Raw genomic sequence first — 19,029 nt, forward strand, 5'->3', positions numbered from 1 at the left:
TGACCGTCCGCGCACGCCCCGGAGCGCCGCGGAGGACGGGGCCCGCTTTGTTCACCGCGCGCACAAAGCGAGAATGATGCCGTGACGCACCACCGAACCCGCCCTGACCGGGGCCGCAGCGCGCTGGGACCGGCGCTCCAGCTCGTCCACACCGGCCGTGCGCCCACCCGCGCCGTGCTGACCGCCGAACTGGGCGTGACCCGGGCGACGGCGGGCGCCGTCGCGGCCGAACTCCAGGGCCTGGGCCTGATCACGGTGGACGCCCGGCCCGCCGTCGCGGCCGGAGCCCAGGGCCGCCCCTCGCACCGCCTGGCCGTCGACCCCGGGGGCCCCGTCGTGCTGGCCGCCCAGGTGCACGCCGACGGTTTCCGGGCCGCGCTGGTCGGGCTCGGCGGGACCGTCGTGGCCACCGCGCCCGGCTGCGGCGACGTCGACCCCGACCCGGTGCGGGTGCTGCGTCAGGTGGTGGCGGCGGGCGTGGAGTTGCTGGAGCGGACCGGTCGGCGCTGCGTGGGCGCCGGTCTCGCGGTGCCCTCCGCCGTCGCCGAGCCCGAGGGCACGGCGCTCAACCCGCTGCACCTGGCCTGGCCGCCCGGCGCCCCGGTGCGGGCGCTCTTCGCGGAGTGCCTGGCCGACGCGGGCGTCACCGGACCCGCCCCCGGCGCGCCCGCCCTGGGGCACGCCGCCAACGACGTGAACCTCGGCGCGCTCGCCGAACACCGGCACGGGGCCGGACGCGGGGCCCAGCACCTGCTGTGCGTGGCCACCGGGCACCGCGGCGTCGGCGGGGCGCTCGTGCTGCGCGGGCGACTGCACACCGGCAGCTCGGGCCTGGCCCTGGAGGTCGGCCACCTCACCGTCGACCCGCAGGGCCGGCCGTGCCACTGCGGTTCCCGCGGCTGCCTGGACGTGGAGACCGATCCGCTGGCCCTCCTGGACGCCGCGGGCCGCGAGCCCGGGCCGGAGTCGTCGCTGCTGCACCAGGCGCGCGAACTGCTGCGCACCGGCTTCCCCGGTGACCCCGCGGTGCGGGACGCCGCGCACCTGCTCATCGACCGCCTCGGGCTCGGGCTGGCCGGGCTGGTGAACATCCTCAACCCCGACCGCGTGATCCTGGGCGGCCTGCACCGCGAGCTGCTGCGCGCCGATCCGGAGCGGCTGCGCGCGGTCATCGCCGAGCGCAGCCTGTGGGGCCGCAGCGGTGAGGTCCCGGTGCTGGCTTGTAGCCTGGAGCACAACAGCCTGGTCGGGGCGGCCGAACTCGCCTGGCAGCCCGTGCTGGACGACCCGCTGCTCATCCAGGAGGTCTGACGTGCTGATCCGCCGCGGGCAGGCGGGGGACCTGCCGCGCTGTCAGGAGATCGAGCGCGCGGCCGGAGAGGGCTTCCGGGCCCTGGGCATGGCGCCGATCGCCGACGACGACCCGCCGCCGACGACCGTGCTCGACGCCTACCGCCGTGCGGGCGGCCTGTGGGTCGTCACCGCCGCGGAGGCCGCCGCCGGAAGCACCGGCGTCGGGAGAACCGCCGCCGGGGGCACCGGTGTCGGGGGCGGCGCCCGTGCGGGCACGGCCCCCGCGGTCGGCTACCTGCTGGCCCTGCCGGTGGACGGCGCCACGCACGTCGAGCAGGTCTCCGTCCACCCGGACGCCGCTCGACGGGGGCTCGGGCGCGCGCTGCTGGACCACGTGCAACGCGCCCACGGCAACCGGCCGCTGACCTTGACCACCTTCCGCGACGTGCCGTGGAACGCGCCTTATTACGCCCGCCTGGGCTTCGTCGCGCTGGCCGAGGAGCGGTGGACGCCCGGCCTGCGGGAGATCCGCGCCCACGAGGCGGAACTCGGCCTGGACCGCTGGCCGCGGCTGTGCATGCGGCGCGCACCGCTGCCACCGGCCGCCTCCTGAGCGGCGCGGCGGAAGCTCGGAAGCCACTGCCGCACGCCCCGGCGCCGGTACCGGTGCCCGGCGACCGTCAGCCCGGTACCGCGCGTGCCGTCTCCACCGCGCGTGCCGTCTCCACTGCGCGGACCGAGGGCTCGCGCACCGTCGGCGGCGGGGCGGGGAGGGTGAACCACACCACCTTGCCCGCACCGCCGCGCTGGGCGCGCATGCCCCAGCTCTCGCTGACCGCCGCGACCAGGGCCAGCCCGCGTCCGCTGGTGGCCAGGCGGCCCGGCGCCCGCACCTGGGGCAGCCGGGGATCGTGGTCGCGGACGGAGATGGTCAACTTGTCCCACAGCAGCACGAGTTCCACGGTGCAGTGCTTGTCCGCCCCGGTGTGCCGGTGCACGTTGGCCAGCAGCTCGGTGACGCCCAGCGCGGCGGTGTCGACGAGCTGGCCGAGCCGCCAGTAGCGGAGTTGGGCGGAGACGATGCGGCGGACCTGGCCGATGCGCGACGGCAGGGCCTGGAACTCGACCGCACAGTGCCGACTGGGGGCGGGGTGAGTGATCACGGCTGCGACTCCCTCGGGCCGGGCGACCTGCGTGGCGGACGGACCGGAGGCCACGCCGAAACGCCGACCCGGCCCCGGACCTCCCAGCGTGATTCAGGTCACACGGTTGCGCAAATCGGGTGGTGTCCAGGGGGGCGCCGTGCGTCGATGCGCGGCGATCTTCGCCGCCCGCTCGCGCGCGTCCCCCAGCGCCGCGACCAGCCGCTCCCGCGCCGCCCGCGGCAGACGCACGACGTAGCGCCTCCCGGAGAGGACGAGTACGGTGCCGCGCGCGGGAGCGAGCAGGTCCGCCGCCCACGGCCGCAGCAGCCGCACCTCCTCCACGGGAGAGCCCGCGATCTCCCGCCCGTAGCTGGTCAGCAGCCTCAGCCGGCCGTCCTGGACAAGCACCCGCCCCGCACGGGTCAGCGTCCGCAGCAGGCGCCGCACCGGCACGCCCCGCACGTCGAAATCCGGAACTCGCATCGCACCCCGCCTTCACCACCGGCCGCCGCCGCGGGCGGCCGGGTCCTGTGCGCAGTGTGCCCGGGTGCGGAGCCGTACACCAGAGGCCGCCTATCATCGCCGCGTGAACAGCGAGAACGAGCCGCGGGGCGCGCACTCCACCCGAACGGCGGAACGCACGCCCACCGCGGCCCCGGCCCGGCCCACCCTGGACGTCGACCGCAGCGACCCCGCCTACCGGGCGTGGTTGCAGGACGCGGTCCGCAAGGTCCAGGCCGACAACAACCGCAGCGCCGACACCCACCTGCTGCGCTTCCCGCTGCCCGAGCGCTGGGGCATCGACCTGTACCTGAAGGACGAGTCCACCCACCCCACCGGCAGCCTCAAACACCGCCTGGCCCGTTCGCTGTTCCTCTACGGGCTGTGCAACGGGTGGATCCGTCCCGGCAAGCCCGTCATCGAGGCCTCCAGCGGTTCCACCGCCGTCTCCGAGGCCTACTTCGCCGGCCTCATCGGCGTGCCGTTCATCGCCGTCATGCCCCGCAGCACCAGCCGGGAGAAGACCCGCCTCATCGAGTTCCAGGGCGGCCGGTGCCACCTGGTGGACGACCCGCAGACGGTCTACGAGGTCTCCGCGGAGCTCGCCGCCCGGACCGGGGGCCACTACATGGACCAGTTCACCTACGCCGAACGGGCCACGGACTGGCGCGGGAACAACAACATCGCCGAGTCGATCTACCACCAGATGCGGCTGGAGCGCTACCCCCAGCCGACGTGGATCGTCGCCGCCGCGGGGACCGGCGGCACCTCGGCGACGCTGGCGCGCTACGTGCGCTACATGCAGTACGACACCCGCATCTGCGTGCCCGACCCGGAGAACTCCTGCTTCTTCGACGGCTGGGTCTCCGGCGACCCCTGCGCCGCCAGCGACCGCGGCTCCCGCATCGAGGGCATCGGACGCCCCCGGATGGAACCCAGCTTCGTGCCCGGGGCCATCGACCGCATGATGAAGGTCCCCGACGCCGCGAGCGTGGCCGCCGTGCGCGCCCTGGAGTCGGCCGTGGGCCGCAAGGCGGGCGGCTCGACCGGCACCGGCCTGTGGAGCGCGCTGAAGATCGTCGCCGAGATGATCGCCGCGGACCGCCGGGGGTCGGTCGTCACGCTCATCTGCGACCCGGGCGACCGCTACCTCGACAAGTACTACTCCGACGCGTGGCTGGCCGAGCAGGGCCTGGACATCCGCCCCTACCAGGCCGTGCTCGACGGCTTCCTGGCCACCGGGGCCTGGCCCGAGGCCCCGGCCGACCGGGCGAGCGGATGCGCGGCTGACCGGCTGACCGGATGACCGAAACGAGCGGGACGAGCGGATGAGGGGCCGTCCGCGCCGCGACGGGCGGCGGCTCAGGCCAGCCGCCGGTCCAGGGCCCGGGCCGCGCGCCGGAAGGAGTGGCCCAGGCCGGGGCGCGCCAGGCGCAGCAGCAGCCGCACCGCCGGTGCGCCGTCCACGGCCACCGTCCAGCTCAGCCGGGTGCCGCCCGACGGCGCCGGGGCCAGCCGCCAGTCCTCCACCAGCGCCCGCAGGCCCGGCACCGTCGTCCGGTCGACCCGGTAGGCGAACCGGACGGCGGGCTCACCGGCCAGGTAGGTCTCCTCGAAGCGCGGGCCGCCGCGCAGGGTGATGTCGCGGCCCGTGCCCCGGCGCGCCGGGCGCGCGGCGGCGACCTGGGCGAACCACCGCGGCCAGTGCTCCACGTCCTCGGCCAGCGCCCCGTAGACCGCCTCGGGCCCGGCCGCCAGCGTCGCCCCGTACCGCAGCCGCAGCGGGGCGAGATCCACGAACTCAAGTGGTACGTCGACCAGTTGCCGCATCATGGCCGGAGCCTACGGGCCACCCGGCGCCCGGGCCAGGACCGGGCGCGCGGTGGGCGTGCGGCGACCGCGATTTCGCCCCGCCTTCACCCCGCCGGGCTGGGCAGACCCGGTCGGCGCGCCGATGCTGTGAGGCGACCAGACCTCCCCCGACCCGAGGACGGACGATGGCTGAACCACCGCACGCGCACGCCGCGGACCCCCGGTCGACCACCGGTGGGGGCCGGCCCGGCGCGCCGGCGCTGGAACTCCTCGTCCACGGGGTCGGCGGGGCCACCCCGGAGGCGATGCTCGACGACCCGCGCACGGTCCGCGTCACCGGCGACGCCACCGCGGGCATCCACCGTCGGGCCGTGGACGTGGACGCCGAGGAACGCCCCGGCGACGCGGGCCGCGAACCCGTGCCCGAGGCCTACTGCTGGTCCGGGCTCACCTCGGGCAACGGAGCCCGCGCGCTGTGGCTCGTCCTGCTGCCCTTCATGATCGTGAACCTGGCGCACTGGATGCGTCCCGCCGCCCCGCGCGCGCACCGCACGCACCGGGTGTACGGCGGCCTGGTGCGGCTGACCGCGCTGTCGCTGACCGTCCTGCTGACCGCGGCCGCCTGCGAGGTCGCCCTCGACCTGGTGGCCTGGCAGTGCGCCGCCTCCGCCGCCTGCTCGGGCGGCACCTCCTGGCTGACCTTCCTGGCCGAAGACGCCGGAGGGTGGTGGAGCCTGCCCGGGCGGCGCCTGGTCGTCGCCGCGCTGCTCCCGCTGGCCGTCACCGCGCTGCTGTGGTGGCTCTCGCGCCGCACCTGGAGCGCGCTGGAGTCCGCGCCGCCCCCCGCGCGCACCGACGGCGTCCCGCGCAAGCCCGCCGACGAGGACGCCCCCGCGCTCAGCCTGCCGGGCTTCTGGTACGGCAGGCGCCTGGTCGCCCGGCTGCGAGCCGCCCACACGGCCGCGGCCCTGCTCACCGTGACCGCCGCCCTGCTGGCGCCCACCGCGCAGTACGACACCGCGTCCGGCGCGGACGGGCGGGCGCTCGCGGTGACCGGCACGGTCCTCGCCGTGCTGTGCGCCGCGGGCTGGGCGGCCGTGCTCACCGCCGTCGTGCGGCGCGGACGCAGCGAACGCGTGGTGGACGAGCGGGCCGACCCGGCGCTCACCCGCTGGCTGCCCTGGGCCGCGGTGGCCCTGCTGGCCGCCACCGCCGTGCACACCGGCTGGGACCGGGCCGGCTGGCGCGCCACCGCCCAGCTCCCGGGCACCGGGTACTTCGCCGTCTCCACGCTCGTCCAGGGCGGCCTCGTCCTCGCCCTGGCGGGCGCCGCCGCCGTGCTGCACCGCCGCTCGCCGGGTGACGCGCGCGCCGCCAGCGCGCTGGCCGGCTTCGGCGGCCCGGCCGTGGCGCTGCTGGCCTGCGCGCTGGGCGGGCTGCTCTCCGGCGGCACGGCGCAGCGCGTGGCCGAGTGGCTGGCCCCCGGCTCCACCGCCCACCTGCCCGGCGCGCGCATCGCCGGGCCGCCCGTCGTGCTCGTCTGGCAGGCCGCGGTGATCCCCGTCGTCATCCTGGCCGTCGCCGTCTTCGCCGTCTGCTACGCGGTGCGCGTGTGGCGCCTGACCCGCCGCCTGGTGCCCGACGTCGCCCGCGGCTACCCCGGCGAGGACACCGGCGACGCCGGGCGCGGCCACCGCATCGCCGCGGCCGTCGCCCGCGCGGGCCTCACCGACTCCGCGCCCGTCCTGGTCGGCACGGTCGCGGCGCTCACGGCACTGCTGGGCGCCGCCGCCGTCGCGGGCGCGCTGGCCAGCGACCGGGCGCCGGAGCAGGCCGTCGACGGCGCCCCGCCGCCGCTGGCCGCCGCGGCCGACCTCGCCCAGGGGGTGGGCTCGTGGCTGATGGGCGGCCTGGTGATCGTGCTGGTGACCACGGGGCGGCGCGCCTACCGGGACGCCGGGGCGCGCCGCAGCGTGGGCATCCTGTGGGACGTCGGCACCTTCTGGCCGCGCGCGGCGCACCCCTTCGCGCCGCCCTGCTACGCCGAGCGGGCCGTCCCCGACCTCGCGTGGCGCATGTGCACCTGGACCGAGCTGACCGGCGGCCGGCTCGTCCTGTCCGGCCACTCCCAGGGCAGCGTGCTGGCCGCCGCGGCCATCTGGCAGCTCGACCGCTCCACCCGCGCCCAGGTGGCCCTGCTGACCTACGGTTCGCCGCTGGAGCGGCTGTACGGGCGCTGGTTCCCCGGCTGCTTCGGCCCCACCGCGCTGGCGGCGCTGGCCGGGCAGGTGGACCACTGGCGCAACCTGTGGCGACTGACCGACCCCATCGGGGGCCCGGTGAAGGTCGCCGACGTCGACCGGGGGCCGCTGCTGGACCCGCTCACCTACGGCCGCACCCTGCGCGACCCCCTGCTCGCGCCGCTCCTCGGCCACAGCGACTACCAGGCCGACCCGGCCTTCGCCCGCGCCCGCGCCGAACTCCTGGCCCACCTGCGGCCCCTGGGGGCGGTCCGGCCCGACGGCGCCCGGCGCACCGCACCGCCGGCCCCGCGCGGGCAGGCGCCCCAGCCGGGAGCCGGCGCGCCGCCGGGGGCCGGGGCGCCACCGGGACGGGCCGGCTGACAGGCGTGCGGAGGCGGGGTGCCGCGCGGACGTGCGGCGGCGTGCGCCGGGGTGCGCGACGGCGGCGTGCGCCGGGAGCGCGTGACGGCGGCGTGCGGTGCGGCGGGGCCGCGCGCTCACGGCAGCGGCGGTATGTCCTGGGCGTACAGCAGCGTCAGCTCCCGCGTGCCGGGGTCGGCCAGCCGCGCGACCCGGCCCGCGTGCCGCTCGACCATCGCCTCGAAGGTCTGCCGCGCCGTGCGGCCGTTGCCGAAGGAGGGCCCGCGCGGAATGGCGCCGAAGTGCTTCAGCAACGCCTCGGCGGTGCCGTCCCCGAGGCGGTACTCGTGCTCCTCGGCCTGCTGCTCGACGATGCTCAGCAGCTCCTCGGGGGCGTAGTCCCCGAAGGTGATGGTGCGTGAGAAGCGGGAGGCGACGCCGGGGTTGGCGGACAGGAAGCGCTCCATCTCGGCGGTGTACCCGGCCACGATGACCACCACCTCGTCGCGGTGGTCCTCCATGAGCTTCACCAGGGTGTCGATGGCCTCCCGGCCGAAGTCCCGCCCGGAGTCCTCCGGGGAGAGGGCGTAGGCCTCGTCGATGAACAGCACGCCCCCGCGGGCCCGGCCGAACGCCTCCTGGGTGCGCAGCGCCGTCGAGCCGATGTGCTCGCCCACCAGGTCCACCCGGGAGACCTCCACCAGATGCCCGCGCTCAAGCACCTCCAGGGAATGGAGGATCTCCCCGTACAGCCGCGCGACGGTCGTCTTCCCGGTGCCGGGCGAGCCCGTGAAGACCAGGTGGCGGCGCGCGGAGGCCGCCTTCAGCCCGGCCCGCTGCCGCCGCCGGCCGACCTCGATCATGTCGATCAGCGCCCTGACCTCCCGCTTGACGTCCTCCAGCCCCACCAGCGCGTCCAGCTCGCCCAGCACCTCCCGCGCGGGGCGCGCGACGGGTCGCTCCGGCTCGGCCGTCTCCTGGGCGGCACCGGCCGCGGCGGGAACCGCGGCCGACCGCGGGGGCGCGGCCACGGCGGGGGCGGCCGGGTCCGGCAGCGGGGCCAGCAGCCCGGGGCCGCTCGCGGGGGCCGACGGCGCCGGCTCGGGCGCGGCCGGCACCGCCGTCTCGTCGCTCGTGCACTCCTGCGCCGAAGGCCCCTCCTCGGCGAACTCGTAGCCGCCCCGCGCGCACCGCTCGGTGCGGCAGCGGCGCAGCGTCGCCCGGCAGCCGTCGATGACGTGGAAGCCGTAGCCGCGCGAGCCGGTGACCCGGCACTGGGTGAACGTGCCGCGTCCCTCGGCCGACACGTAGAACCCCGCCTCCGCCGGGCCGGTGACCGTGCAGCGCTCCACCACCGGGTCGGCGCCCTTGGTGACGATGACGCCGGTCGACGTCGCGTCGATCGTGCAGCCGGCCAGCGTGCCGCCGCTGCCGTGGTCGCGGAACCAGGCACCCGTGGCCGCCTCGCGCACGCGGCAGTCGTCCAGCTCCACGGTGCCGCCGTCGCTCACGGAGACGGCGGTGCCGCGTATCTGGGTCAGGTCGCTGTCCACCACGTCGGCCCGCGAGCCCCGGTCGAGCACGAACAGGGCGTCGGGCACGGTGTGCACCCGGCAGGCGTCCAGCACCGCGGTGGCGCCGTCACTGACCCACACCGCCGGGTAGTCGCCGGTGCTGTCGTGGATCTCGCAGCGGTTGGCGTCCACGCGGGTGCCCGGGTCCCACACCGACAGCCCGTTGCGCCCGAACCGGCTCACGGTGGAGCGCACGAGCGTCAGCACCGAACGCGACCGCAGGTCGACGGCGTTCTCCGGGACGTCGTGCACGTGGCAGTCGGTCAGCGTCAGCACGGCGTCGGTGTCCAGGGTCACCCCGTCGGCGCTGGTGCGGTGCACCTGGCAGTCGGTCAACTGCGCCGCGGCGCGCGCGGAGACGTGCACGCCGGCGCCGCGGACCTCGTAGAACTCGCAGCCCACGGCCTCCACCGTGGTGCCCGTACCGCTCAGCGCGAGCCCCGCGCCCCCGGCGTGGTGCACCCGGCACCCGTCCAGCCGCGGTTGCGCGGCGTCGCGCACCGCGAACCCGGCCTGCCCCGCGGCGACCACCTCGCAGCCCTCGAAGAGCCCGCCGGCCCCGCCGGAGAGGGCGAAGCCGATCCCCGCGGGGTTGTCGACGGTGCAGCCGCGCACGGTGGGACGGGCCCCGCCGCGCACCTCCACCCCCGCCGCGGACCGCGTGACGACGCGCAGCGCCGACAGCTCCGGTGCGCCGGCCTCGACCAGCACAGCCGGGGCCGCCTGGTCCTGCCCCTCGATCTGCAGGTCCCGCACGACCGCCGAGGAGCGCACCGTCAGCGGCACGCCGTCGGGCGGGCTCAGCCGCACCGAGCCGGCGCCCGCCCGCTCCGGGCCGCGCAGCGTGACGGCCCGGTCCAGCACCAGGTTCTCCCGGTAGGTGCCGGGGGCGACGGTCAGGACGTCACCGTCGCCGGCCGCTTCCAGCGCCGCGGCCAGCGAGGCGTAGTCCCCGGTGCGGCGTCGCCATCGCGACGTGTTGGTGTACGTCACCTGGACCGAGCCGTGCGCCATGGACCGTCGTGCCCCAAACCTCGTGCGATACGTACCGGACCGCTGTCCGCGAAGCCCGCGACCAGCGCCGGGCCGCCCCTCGGGCGGTGCCGCACCACGGTAGCGCGTGCGGCGGCTCCCGCGGGACGCGTCCCGCGGTCGCCCCCGGCGAGGTTCCGGTCACCCGGCCCGGTGTGCGGCCGGGGGCGTGCGCCCCCCTTGCGCGCCTGTGGCATCACCGCCGACCGCGGCGGTGCCACAGGCGTTGCCGTGACGGTGCGTCATGGGCTTCGGCGCGGTGGTGACTATTCGTGGTTGCTGCCGGGTAATGCGGTGAAATCCCGTGGGGGATACCCGAGTTCACTCGGCGCCATTCTCGGGGCTGGGGTTTCTTTTGAGTGATTGCCGCCCCGGTCGCGGGCTCGTTACTTTCGTCGCGCACGGCGGGCGGAATCGCCCGCGCTCCATGAAGATGGGTGGTGTCCTGCGTGACCACTTCGGTCGACCCGATCGAGACGACTGACGACAACTCCGGCTCCGGCGCACGGCTGAGCCTGGCCACCGCCGCGGCCCGGCAGTTGGCGACCACGACCAAGACGCCGCCGCAGATGCAGGGCATCTCCTCCCGCTGGCTGCTGAAGGTGCTGCCCTGGGTGCAGGTGAACGGCGGCACGTTCCGGGTCAACCGCCGCCTGGTCCACACCGTCGGCGACGGGCGGGTGGAGTTCGACAAGACCGGCGCCGAGGTGCGCGTCATCCCCGACGAGTTGCAAGAGCTCCCCCCGCTGCGCGGCTACACCGACACCGAGGTGCTGCGGCGGCTCGCCGAGAGCTGCGAGCAGCGCGACTTCGGCCCCGACGAGGTCATCGTCGAACAGGGCACGCCCGTCGACCACGTGGTGCTGATCGCCCACGGCAAGCTCCGCAAGACCGCCAGCGGTCTGTACGACGAGGAGGCCTCGCTGGGCGTCCTGGCGGACGGCGAGCACGCCGGCGCGGCCGAGCTCGTCGAGGAGGAGGCCAGCGCCTGGGGTTACACCCTGCGCTCCCTGACCAGCGGCACGGTGCTGTTCCTGCCCCGGGCCACGTTCCTGGTGACGGCCGAGCGCGCCCCCGGGCTGCGCGAGCACCTTGCGGCCTACCGCGCCGCGGTCCCCGCCCAGCGCCGGAACGCCGAGGGGGAGTCGGCCATCGACCTGGCCTCCGGGCACGACGGCGAGCCGACGCTGCCGGGGACGTTCGTGGACTACGACTGCGCGCCGCGGGAGTACGAGCTGAGCGTGGCGCAGACCGTGCTGCGGGTGCACAGCCGGGTCGCCGATCTCTACAACGAGCCGATGAACCAGGTGGAGGAGCAGCTCAGGCTGACGATCGAGGCCCTGCGCGAGCGCCAGGAACACGAGATGGTCAACAGCCGGGACTTCGGCCTGCTGCACAACGCCGACCTCGGCCAGCGCGTGCACACGCGCACCGGCCCGCCGACCCCGGACGACCTGGACGAGCTGCTGTCCACGGTCTGGAAGGACCCGAGCGTCATCCTCGCCCACCCCAAGGCCATCGCCGCCTTCGGCCGCGAGTGCAGCAGGCGCGGCCTCTACCCGGGCACCGTCGACCTCCAGGGCCACCAGGTGCCCTCCTGGCGCGGCGTTCCCGTCCTGCCCTGCAACAAGATCCCGGTGACCGCCCACGGCACCAGTTCCATCCTCGCCCTGCGCACCGGGGAGAAGGCCCAAGGGGTCGTCGGACTGCACCGCACGGGAATTCCCGACGAATACCAGCCCAGCCTCTCGGTGCGTTTCATGGGCATCAACGACAAGGCCATCATCTCCTATCTGGTGAGCGCCTACTACTCCGCCGCCGTCCTCGTCCCGGACGCGCTGGGAGTTCTGGAGGACGTGGAGATCGGGAACTGACATGACGGCATTCGGCGTCCATCACCGTTCGGAACCAGCGAGGGCCCAGGCCGCATGACCACACCGACGACACAAGCGCTCACCGCTCTGGGCACCCGGGCGGCCCAGAAGCTCGCCACGACCACCAAGACGCCGCCGCAGATGCAGGGCGTCTCCTCGCGGTGGCTCCTGAGAATCCTGCCGTGGGTGCAGGTCTCCGCCGGTACCTTCCGCGTCAACCGGCGCTTGACCCACACGCTGGGGGACGGACGCGTGGAGTTCGACGTCTCCGGCTCCCGGGTCCGGGTCATCCCGGACCAGCTCACCGAGCTCCCCGCGCTGCGCGGCTTCGCGGGGCGGGAGGAGCTCGCGGCACTGGCCGACCGGTGCGTCCAGCGCGCGTACGGGCCGGGCGAGCTCCTGGCCGAGCAGGGGCAGCCGGTCGAGGACGTGCTCCTGATCGCCCACGGGAAGATCGGCAGGTACGGGGCGGGCGCCTACGACGGGGAGAGCGACCTGGGCAGGCTGGCGGACGGCGAGTGGGCCGGCGACCACGCCCTGGCCACGGAACCCGGCGAGTGGGCCCACTCCCTGCGGGCGCTCACCTCCGCGACCGTCCTCGCGCTGCCCCTGACGGAGTTCGAGGCCGTCGCCGAGCGCTCCCCGGCGCTACGGGAGCACCTGTACGCCTACCTCTCCCACGCCCTGCCCCGGCGGAACCGGCGCGGTGAGGCGGAGATCGAGATCGCCTCCGGCCACGAGGGCGAGCCGACGCTGCCGGGGACGTTCGTGGACTACGACTGTGCGCCGCGGGAGTACGAGCTGAGCGTGGCGCAGACCGTGCTGCGGGTGCACAGCCGGGTCGCCGATCTCTACAACGAGCCGATGAACCAGGTGGAGGAGCAGCTCAGGCTGACGATCGAGGCCCTGCGCGAGCGCCAGGAACACGAGATGGTCAACAACCGGGACTTCGGCCTGCTGCACAACGTGGACCCGCGGCAGCGCCTGCACACCCGCGCCGGGCCGCCCACCCCGGACGACCTGGACGACCTGGTCACGCGGCGGCGCAAGACCCAGTTTCTGCTCGCCCACCCCCGCACCGTCGCCGCGATCGGCCGGGAGTGCAGCCGCCGCGGCGTCTACCCGGACCAGGCGCACGTCGAAGGCGTCACCGTCCGCGCCTGGCGCGGCATCCCGCTGCTGCCCTGCGACAAGATCCCGGTCAGCCGGGCCAGCACCAGCGCCGTCATCGCGCTGCGCGTGGGCCAGGAGAACGACGGGGTGGTGGGGCTGCGGCAGGCGGGCATCCCCGACGAGCTGGAACCCAGCCTCAACGCCCGGTTCATGGGCATCAACGACAAGGCGGTGTTGTCCTACCTGGTGAGCGCCTACTTCTCGGCGGCCGTCCTCGTGCCCGACGCCCTCGGCGTCCTGGAGGACGTCCAACTCTGAGCCCGCGCCGACGGGGCCGCCGGGCACCCACCGCCCGGCGGCCCCGGCTCGCTGCCCCAGCTCGCCGCCCCGGGGCGGCGGTCACTCCCGCGTGCCGGGCCAGCGCCAGTCCGTCACCTCGGGCAGATCGGTGCCGTGCTCCCGCACCCACGCGTGGTGCCGGGTGCGCACGTCCGCCATGGCCTGCCGCACCCGCGCCGCCCGGTCCGCCAGGCCGGGCACCCGGTCCACGACGTCCATCACCAGCCGGTAGCGGTCCAGGTCGTTGCGGACCACCATGTCGAACGGCGTGGTGGTCGCCCCGCTCTCGCGGTAGCCGTGCACGTGCAGCCGCTCGTGCGCGTCCCGGCCGTGGGTCAGCCGGTGGATGAGCCACGGGTAGCCGTGGTAGGCGAAGACCACCGGGCGGTCCGCGGTGAAGACGGCCCGGAACTCGGCGTCCGTCATGCCGTGCGGGTGGCGGTCGCGGGGCATCAGCCGCGTCGGGTCGACGACGTTCACCACGCGCACCGCCAGCGTGGGCAGCCAGGTGCGCAGCAGCGCCGCGGCGGCCAGCGTCTCCTCGGTGGGCACGTCCCCGGCGCAGGCCAGCACGACGTCCGGCTCCCGCTCGCCGGTCTCGGTGCCCGCCCAGTCCCACACGCCGACCCCGCGGGCGACGTGCTCGCGCGCCGCCTCGGGGCCCAGCCAGTCGAACTGCGGCTGCTTGCCGGCCACCACCACGTTGACCACGTCCGTCGAGCGCAGCACGTGGTCGGCGACGCACAGCAGGCTGTTGGTGTCCGGCGGCAGGTAGACGCGCACCACGTCCGGGCTCTTGTTGAGCACGTGGTCCACGAAGCCGGGGTCCTGGTGCGAGAAGCCGTTGTGGTCCTGGCGCCACACGTGCGAGGTGAGCAGGTAGTTCAGACCCGCCACCGGCATCCGCCACGGCACCTCGCGCGCGCTCTGCAGCCACTTCGCGTACTGCGTCGCCATGTCCGCCACCACCGAGGCGAAGGCCTCGTAGGTGGCGAAGACGCCGTGCCGCCCGGTGAGGACGTACCCCTCCAGCCACCCCTGGCACAGATGCTCCGACAGCACCTCCATCACCCGGCCGTGCCGCCCCAGGTGCTCGTCGGTGTCCCGCCGCTCGCCCTGCCAGGCGCGCGCGGTGGCGCCGTAGACGGCGCCGAGCCGGTTGGAGTCCATCTCGTCCGGCGCCAGGACCCGGAAGTCCCGCCGCCCCTCGGTCTCCTTCAGCACCTGGCGCAGCACCTCGCCCAGCACCCGGGTCGGCTCGTGCCGGGTGGCCCCGGGCTCCTCGACCGGCACGGCGAACGCGGCGGGTCCCGGCAGCGGCAGCGAGCGCCGCACCCGGCCGCCGTTGGCGTGCGGGCTCATCCCGAGCCGCAGCGCGCCGGCGGGCACCTGCGCCAGCACCTCGGGGCGCGGCCGGCCCGCGTCGTCGAACAGCTCGTCGGGTCGGTAGGAGCGCAGCCACCGCTCCAGCTCGCGCACCCGCGCAGGGTCCTCGCGGACGCCGGAGAGCGGGATCTGGTGGGCCCGCCAGGTGCCCTCGACCGGGTGCCCGTCGCTGCTCCGCGGCCCGGTCCAGCCCTTGGGGGTGCGCAGCACGATCGCCGGCCAGCGCACCCGGCCCCGCTCGCCGTCCTCCCGGGCCGCGCGCTGCGCCGACGCGATCCGGTCCGCGGCCGTATTCAGCGCCGCGGCCAGCTCCCGGTGCACCTCCAGCGGGTCGCTGTCCGGCGTCGCGGTGACGAACAGCGGGTCGTGGCCGTAGCCGCGCAGCAGTTCGGCCAGCTCCTCCTGCGGAATCCGGGCCAGCACCGTGGGTCCGGCGATCTTGTAGCCGTTGAGGTGGAGCACCGGCAGCACCGCGCCGTCGTGCACCGGGTCGAGGAACTTGTCGGCGTGCCAGGCGGCCGCCAGCGGGCCCGTCTCCGCCTCCCCGTCGCCGATGACGCAGACGGACAGCAGGTCCGGGTTGTCGTAGGCCGCCCCGTAGGCGTGCGACAGGGCGTGCCCCAGCTCCCCGCCCTCCTGGATCGCCCCGGGGACCGCGGGGCCGGTGTGGCTGCTCACCCCGCCGGGGTGGGAGAACTGCCGGAACAGCCGCGCCATGCCCGCCTCGTCACGGCCGACGTCCGGGTCGAGCTCACCGTAGGAGCCCTCCAGCCACGCCCCGGCCAGCACGGCCGGCGCCCCGTGGCCGGGCCCCCACACGCACAGCGCCGACTGCTCCCGCTCGCTGATCAGCCGGTTGACGTGGGTGTAGACCAGGCTCAGGCCCGGACAGGTGCCCCAGTGGCCCAGCAGGCGCGGTTTGACGTGTTCCGGGCGCAGCTCCTCGCGCAGCAGGGGGTTGCCGGTGAGGTAGAGCTGTCCGGCCGCGAGGAAGTTCAGTGCGCGCCACTGGGCGTCGAGCTGCTCGCAAGCGCGTTCGGTGAGAGGATGGTGATTCGTCATGGGCCCTCCGGCCGGGTGTGCGTCACGGCGTCCGCGAGGACGGGTTTCCCCCCTCCGTGCGGCCACACCTGACAGCCGTCCGCGGTGGCCGGGCCGGAGCGGGCCACGGCGGGGCAGGACCGCGCGAGGCGAGGAGGCCAGCGATGCGGACCATGACCGGACTGCTCGGTTCCCTCCCGCCCGGGCACAGCGAGCGGCTGCGCGCGCTGGGGCACCAGGTCGCCTTCCCCGCGGGCGCCCGCATCTTCGAAGAGGGCACGATCGCCGACCGCTTCTGGATCATCCACACCGGCTCGGTCACCCTCGACCAGCGCATACCCGGGCGCCGACCGCAGACGGTGGAGACGGTCGGGCACGGGGAGCTGCTGGGCTGGTCCTGGCTCTTCCGGCCCTACACCTGGCACCTGGGCGCCGAGGCGGGCAGCCCGGTGCGCGCCCTGGAGTTCGGCGCGGTCGAGGTGCGGCGGCTGTGCGAGGAGGACCACGAGCTGGGCTACGCGCTCGCCCTGGCCGTCGGCGAGATCATCTCCCACCGCCTGCAGCGCTCGCGCGCCCGCCTGCTGGACGCCTTCGGCCCCGCCGGCAGCGCCGACCTGCCCTGACGCCGACACCGCTGCCGACGCCCCGCCTCGCCGCCCTGGCACCCCGCCGACGCACCGCCGCCCCGGCACCGCGCCGCCAACGCTCCGGCGCCCCGCCGCCAACGACGCCGGCGTCGTGCTCGTCGTGGTTCGCCGGCCGGGCGTGGTGCGGTGGTGCCCGCCTCGCCGCCGGTTCCGGGGCGCCGCGCCGCAGCGGCGTCAGTCCAGCACCTCGAACGCGTCACCGACGCGCACCGTGCCCGTCGACTCGGGCACGAGGTACTGCCCGAACACCAGGGCGTCGCCGCGGCGGCGGTGGCGGGCGAGGGTGCGCAGCGGTTCCCTGCCGCGCTCCCCGGTCGCCTGGTCGGTGGCGCTCACCACGCAGCGCCCGCACGGCTTGACCACCCGGAAGTCCACCGCGCCCAGGCGGACGCGCTTCCAGTCGTCCTCCGCCCACGGCGCGGTGCCGTCGAGCACCAGGTTCGGCCGGAAGCGGCTCATCGGCAGCGGCCCCTCGTCGGCGTGGCGTCCCTGGGCGACGAGTGCGTTGAGCGCGTCCAGCGAGGCCGTGGTGGTCAGCAGCAGCGGATAGCCGTCGGCGAAGCTCACCGTCTCCCCCCAGCGCCCGTAGCGCTGGTCCACCGCCCGGTCCCGCTCCGGCCGCGTCATCCGCACCAGCCGCACCGGCGCGCCCAGGAAGCGGGAGAGCCACGCGTGCGCCCGGGCCGAGGCCGGCCCGGCCGTGACCCGCGCACCGAACACCCGCACCTCGGCCCGGGCGTCGGCCGGTCCGGGCGCGGCCACCGTGAGTGGTTCCAGCCCCGGCGCCGTCAGCCTCAACTCGCCCCCCGCGAGCGGCTCCCCCGTGGCCAGCGCCAGCCGTGGCCGGTCGCGCTGCGTCACCTGGCGGCCGGTGGCGTCCACCACCATCCAGCGCCGGTCGCCCGCCAGCCCCCACGGCTCCACTTCCGCCCGCCGCGGCGCGACGCCCGCGAGCGACTTCACCGGGTAGACGTGCAGCTCGGTCAGCGTCGGCATGCGGCCATCCTGTCACCCCTCGTGCCCGCGTCCACGGCGCGGCCCCGGGGCGGGCGACGGGTCAGTAGCCGGGCGCTGGGTGCTGCCGCCCGTACGGGTCGCTGTAGAGCCCGGGCGTGCCCTGCGGCGGGGTGTGCATCTGCCGCGGCACGGCCGGTCGCGGCGGCGCCACCGGACGCATCTGCGGCTGCTGCTGGTAGGGCTGCCCGGGGACGGGCTGCGGGGGCTGCGGGTATCCGTAACCGCCGCTGTTCTGCTGCGGCACGTACGGCGCGGGCGCCTGGTACGGAGCGGCGGGCTGCGGCGCGGCCTGCGGATAGCCGTACCCGCGCGGCGGCGCCTGCTGCGCGCTCGGCCCCGAGGGCAGCGCGGGCAGCGCCGAGGGCAGGGCGGGCAGCGCACTGCCGGAGTCGTAGGCGGCCGGGACGCGGATGGGGGCGATCTGGGGAGTGCCGCGCTCGGCCACGAGGCTGTCGTAGATCGGGGTGTCAGCGAAGGACGGCGCGCTGTGGTAGCCGCCGCCGTACGTGCTGCGGGGGGAGGTCATGCTCCATAAGTTAAGCCGAAGAAGTGTCCGATGAGGAGCCTGGTAGGCGGGTCATTTCCGGGGTAGGAGGTGACCCGGCCGGGCCAACGAGAACGAACCGGTCGAAACCGCCCATCCCCTCCTGTCACCGCCCGGTGAAAGGTGCGTGCCCGGGCCGTGAACGCCCGGCCGTCGGCCGGCTCCTGGCCCCAGGGCGGCGGAAGGCCCGGGCGGGCCCCGGCCGCCTTGGCGCACGGCCCCGTGGCCTGGGTGTGCCGCCGCCCGTGCGCGGGCGCTCGTGCGCCGACGCCGCCCGGGTGCGCGTACGCTTCTGGGCGTGAGAATCGCCCTCGTCGACTCCGGAATCGGTCTGCTCCCCGCCGCCGCGGCGCTGCGCCGGCGCCACCCCGGCGCCGCCCTGGTCCTCTCCTCGGACCCGGCGAGCATGCCCTGGGGGCCGCGCACCGCCTCGGACATCGCCGACCGCGCGCTGGACTGCGCCCGGGCCGCCATGGCGCTCGCGCCGCACGCGCTGGTCGTCGCCTGCAACACCGCCACCGTGCACGCGCTGCCCGCGCTGCGCGCCGCGTTCGAGCCCGCCGTGCCGGTCATCGGCACCGTGCCGGCGATCAAGCCGGCCGCGGCCGACGGCGGCCCCTTCGCGGTCTGGGCCACCCCGGCCACCACCGGCAGCCCCTACCAGCGGCGCCTCATCGCCGACTTCGCCGCCGGAGCCGAGGTCACCGAGGTGCCCTGCCACGGCCTCGCGGACGCCGTGGAGCGGGCCGACGAGGCGGCCATCGACGCCGCCGTCCAGGCCGCCGCCGCGCTGACCCCGGCGGACGTGCGGGCCGTGGTGCTCGGCTGCACCCACTACGAGCTGGTCGCCGAGCGCATCCTGGCCGCCCTGCACCGCCCCGGCGCGCCCGCCCCCCGGCTGCACGGCTCCGCGGAGGCGGTGGCCGCCCAGGCGCTGCGCCGCCTCGACGCGCCCGAGTCCCCCCCCGCGCCGGGCGGCGAGGACCTGGTCGTGCTGCACACCGGGCGGCGCGTGGCGCTCCCCGCCGCGGCCCTCCACTACGCCGAGGGCCGCGGACTGGCCGCGCCCAGCCCCGCCTGACGGCCGCACGGTGCGCCCGCCCCGGCG

Annotated in this window: 15 protein-coding genes; 8 read left to right on the top strand and 7 right to left on the bottom strand. The window is 76.1% G+C overall.

The window, feature by feature from the left end; translation table 11 throughout:
• Positions 1-81 precede the first annotated feature (81 nt).
• Complete coding sequence (locus OSB71_RS06265) at positions 82-1,311, top strand: ROK family protein (protein WP_265945092.1); 1,230 nt, start codon at positions 82-84, stop codon at positions 1,309-1,311.
• A gap of 1 nt (position 1,312) precedes the next feature.
• On the top strand, positions 1,313-1,906 hold the full coding sequence (locus OSB71_RS06270) for a GNAT family N-acetyltransferase (protein ID WP_265945094.1): 594 nt from the start codon (positions 1,313-1,315) through the stop codon (positions 1,904-1,906).
• Between the two features lie 67 nt (positions 1,907-1,973).
• On the opposite strand, the gene OSB71_RS06275 is transcribed toward OSB71_RS06270, so the two are convergent.
• On the bottom strand, positions 1,974-2,456 hold the full coding sequence (locus OSB71_RS06275; protein WP_265945096.1) for an ATP-binding protein: 483 nt from the start codon (positions 2,454-2,456) through the stop codon (positions 1,974-1,976).
• A 93-nt stretch (positions 2,457-2,549) separates the two neighbouring features.
• Positions 2,550-2,921 carry a hypothetical protein gene (locus tag OSB71_RS06280; protein ID WP_265945098.1) on the bottom strand — a complete coding sequence of 124 codons (372 nt, stop codon included), beginning with the start codon at positions 2,919-2,921 and terminating at the stop codon, positions 2,550-2,552.
• Positions 2,922-3,108: 187 nt separating this feature from the next.
• Here OSB71_RS06280 and OSB71_RS06285 point away from each other — a divergent pair, with 187 nt between their 5' ends.
• Positions 3,109-4,245: a PLP-dependent cysteine synthase family protein gene (locus tag OSB71_RS06285; RefSeq protein ID WP_265945218.1), complete on the top strand. Its 1,137-nt coding sequence runs from the start codon at positions 3,109-3,111 to the stop codon at positions 4,243-4,245.
• Positions 4,246-4,301: 56 nt separating this feature from the next.
• Here the strand turns inward: OSB71_RS06285 and OSB71_RS06290 are convergent, their stop codons facing one another.
• Positions 4,302-4,772 (bottom strand): SRPBCC family protein, encoded by a 471-nt coding sequence (locus tag OSB71_RS06290; protein WP_265945100.1) that lies wholly within the window; start codon positions 4,770-4,772, stop codon positions 4,302-4,304.
• Between the two features lie 164 nt (positions 4,773-4,936).
• On the opposite strand from OSB71_RS06290, the gene OSB71_RS06295 reads away from it, so the two are divergent.
• Positions 4,937-7,375 (top strand): hypothetical protein, encoded by a 2,439-nt coding sequence (locus OSB71_RS06295; protein WP_265945102.1) that lies wholly within the window; start codon positions 4,937-4,939, stop codon positions 7,373-7,375.
• Between the two features lie 116 nt (positions 7,376-7,491).
• Here the strand turns inward: OSB71_RS06295 and OSB71_RS06300 are convergent, their stop codons facing one another.
• Positions 7,492-9,942, bottom strand: coding sequence for a right-handed parallel beta-helix repeat-containing protein (locus OSB71_RS06300; RefSeq protein WP_265945104.1), 2,451 nt, complete (start codon positions 9,940-9,942; stop codon positions 7,492-7,494).
• A gap of 467 nt (positions 9,943-10,409) precedes the next feature.
• Here OSB71_RS06300 and OSB71_RS06305 point away from each other — a divergent pair, with 467 nt between their 5' ends.
• Both OSB71_RS06305 and OSB71_RS06310 read left to right on the top strand, forming a co-directional pair.
• Positions 10,410-11,834 carry a family 2B encapsulin nanocompartment shell protein gene (locus OSB71_RS06305; RefSeq protein WP_416237203.1) on the top strand — a complete coding sequence of 475 codons (1,425 nt, stop codon included), beginning with the start codon at positions 10,410-10,412 and terminating at the stop codon, positions 11,832-11,834.
• Between the two features lie 54 nt (positions 11,835-11,888).
• Positions 11,889-13,265 carry a family 2B encapsulin nanocompartment shell protein gene (locus OSB71_RS06310; protein ID WP_265945106.1) on the top strand — a complete coding sequence of 459 codons (1,377 nt, stop codon included), beginning with the start codon at positions 11,889-11,891 and terminating at the stop codon, positions 13,263-13,265.
• 81 nt (positions 13,266-13,346) lie between these two features.
• On the opposite strand, the gene OSB71_RS06315 is transcribed toward OSB71_RS06310, so the two are convergent.
• Positions 13,347-15,734 (bottom strand): phosphoketolase family protein, encoded by a 2,388-nt coding sequence (locus tag OSB71_RS06315; RefSeq protein ID WP_265945108.1) that lies wholly within the window; start codon positions 15,732-15,734, stop codon positions 13,347-13,349.
• 143 nt (positions 15,735-15,877) lie between these two features.
• Here OSB71_RS06315 and OSB71_RS06320 point away from each other — a divergent pair, with 143 nt between their 5' ends.
• Positions 15,878-16,336, top strand: a complete 459-nt coding sequence (locus OSB71_RS06320) for a Crp/Fnr family transcriptional regulator (RefSeq protein ID WP_265945110.1) — start codon at positions 15,878-15,880, stop codon at positions 16,334-16,336.
• Positions 16,337-16,534: 198 nt separating this feature from the next.
• Here the strand turns inward: OSB71_RS06320 and OSB71_RS06325 are convergent, their stop codons facing one another.
• Together OSB71_RS06325 and OSB71_RS06330 are read right to left on the bottom strand one after the other, a co-directional pair.
• The gene (locus tag OSB71_RS06325) at positions 16,535-17,356 is read right to left on the bottom strand and encodes an MOSC domain-containing protein (RefSeq protein WP_265945112.1); all 822 of its coding nucleotides are present in this window, start codon (positions 17,354-17,356) and stop codon (positions 16,535-16,537) included.
• A 61-nt stretch (positions 17,357-17,417) separates the two neighbouring features.
• Positions 17,418-17,903: a DUF6643 family protein gene (locus OSB71_RS06330; protein WP_265945114.1), complete on the bottom strand. Its 486-nt coding sequence runs from the start codon at positions 17,901-17,903 to the stop codon at positions 17,418-17,420.
• A 316-nt stretch (positions 17,904-18,219) separates the two neighbouring features.
• On the opposite strand from OSB71_RS06330, the gene OSB71_RS06335 reads away from it, so the two are divergent.
• Entirely contained in the window at positions 18,220-19,002 is a 783-nt protein-coding gene (locus OSB71_RS06335; RefSeq protein WP_265945116.1) for a glutamate racemase, read from the top strand.
• The last annotated feature ends 27 nt before the right edge of the window (positions 19,003-19,029 follow it).

Origin of the sequence: Streptomyces marinisediminis, assembly GCF_026262575.1 — a bacterium.
Lineage (GTDB): Bacteria > Actinomycetota > Actinomycetes > Streptomycetales > Streptomycetaceae > Streptomyces > Streptomyces marinisediminis.

Excerpts from the sequence above, each read along its gene's own strand:
- OSB71_RS06315 (WP_265945108.1), bottom strand. The coding sequence starts at position 15,734 with ATGACGAATCACCATCCTCTCACCGAACGCGCTTGCGAGCAGCTCGAC.
- OSB71_RS06290 (WP_265945100.1), bottom strand. The coding sequence starts at position 4,772 with ATGATGCGGCAACTGGTCGACGTACCACTTGAGTTCGTGGATCTCGCC.
- OSB71_RS06310 (WP_265945106.1), top strand. The coding sequence starts at position 11,889 with ATGACCACACCGACGACACAAGCGCTCACCGCTCTGGGCACCCGGGCG.
- OSB71_RS06320 (WP_265945110.1), top strand. The coding sequence starts at position 15,878 with ATGCGGACCATGACCGGACTGCTCGGTTCCCTCCCGCCCGGGCACAGC.
- OSB71_RS06300 (WP_265945104.1), bottom strand. The coding sequence starts at position 9,942 with ATGGCGCACGGCTCGGTCCAGGTGACGTACACCAACACGTCGCGATGG.
- OSB71_RS06325 (WP_265945112.1), bottom strand. The coding sequence starts at position 17,356 with ATGCCGACGCTGACCGAGCTGCACGTCTACCCGGTGAAGTCGCTCGCG.
- OSB71_RS06295 (WP_265945102.1), top strand. The coding sequence starts at position 4,937 with ATGGCTGAACCACCGCACGCGCACGCCGCGGACCCCCGGTCGACCACC.
- OSB71_RS06330 (WP_265945114.1), bottom strand. The coding sequence starts at position 17,903 with ATGACCTCCCCCCGCAGCACGTACGGCGGCGGCTACCACAGCGCGCCG.
- OSB71_RS06280 (WP_265945098.1), bottom strand. The coding sequence starts at position 2,921 with ATGCGAGTTCCGGATTTCGACGTGCGGGGCGTGCCGGTGCGGCGCCTG.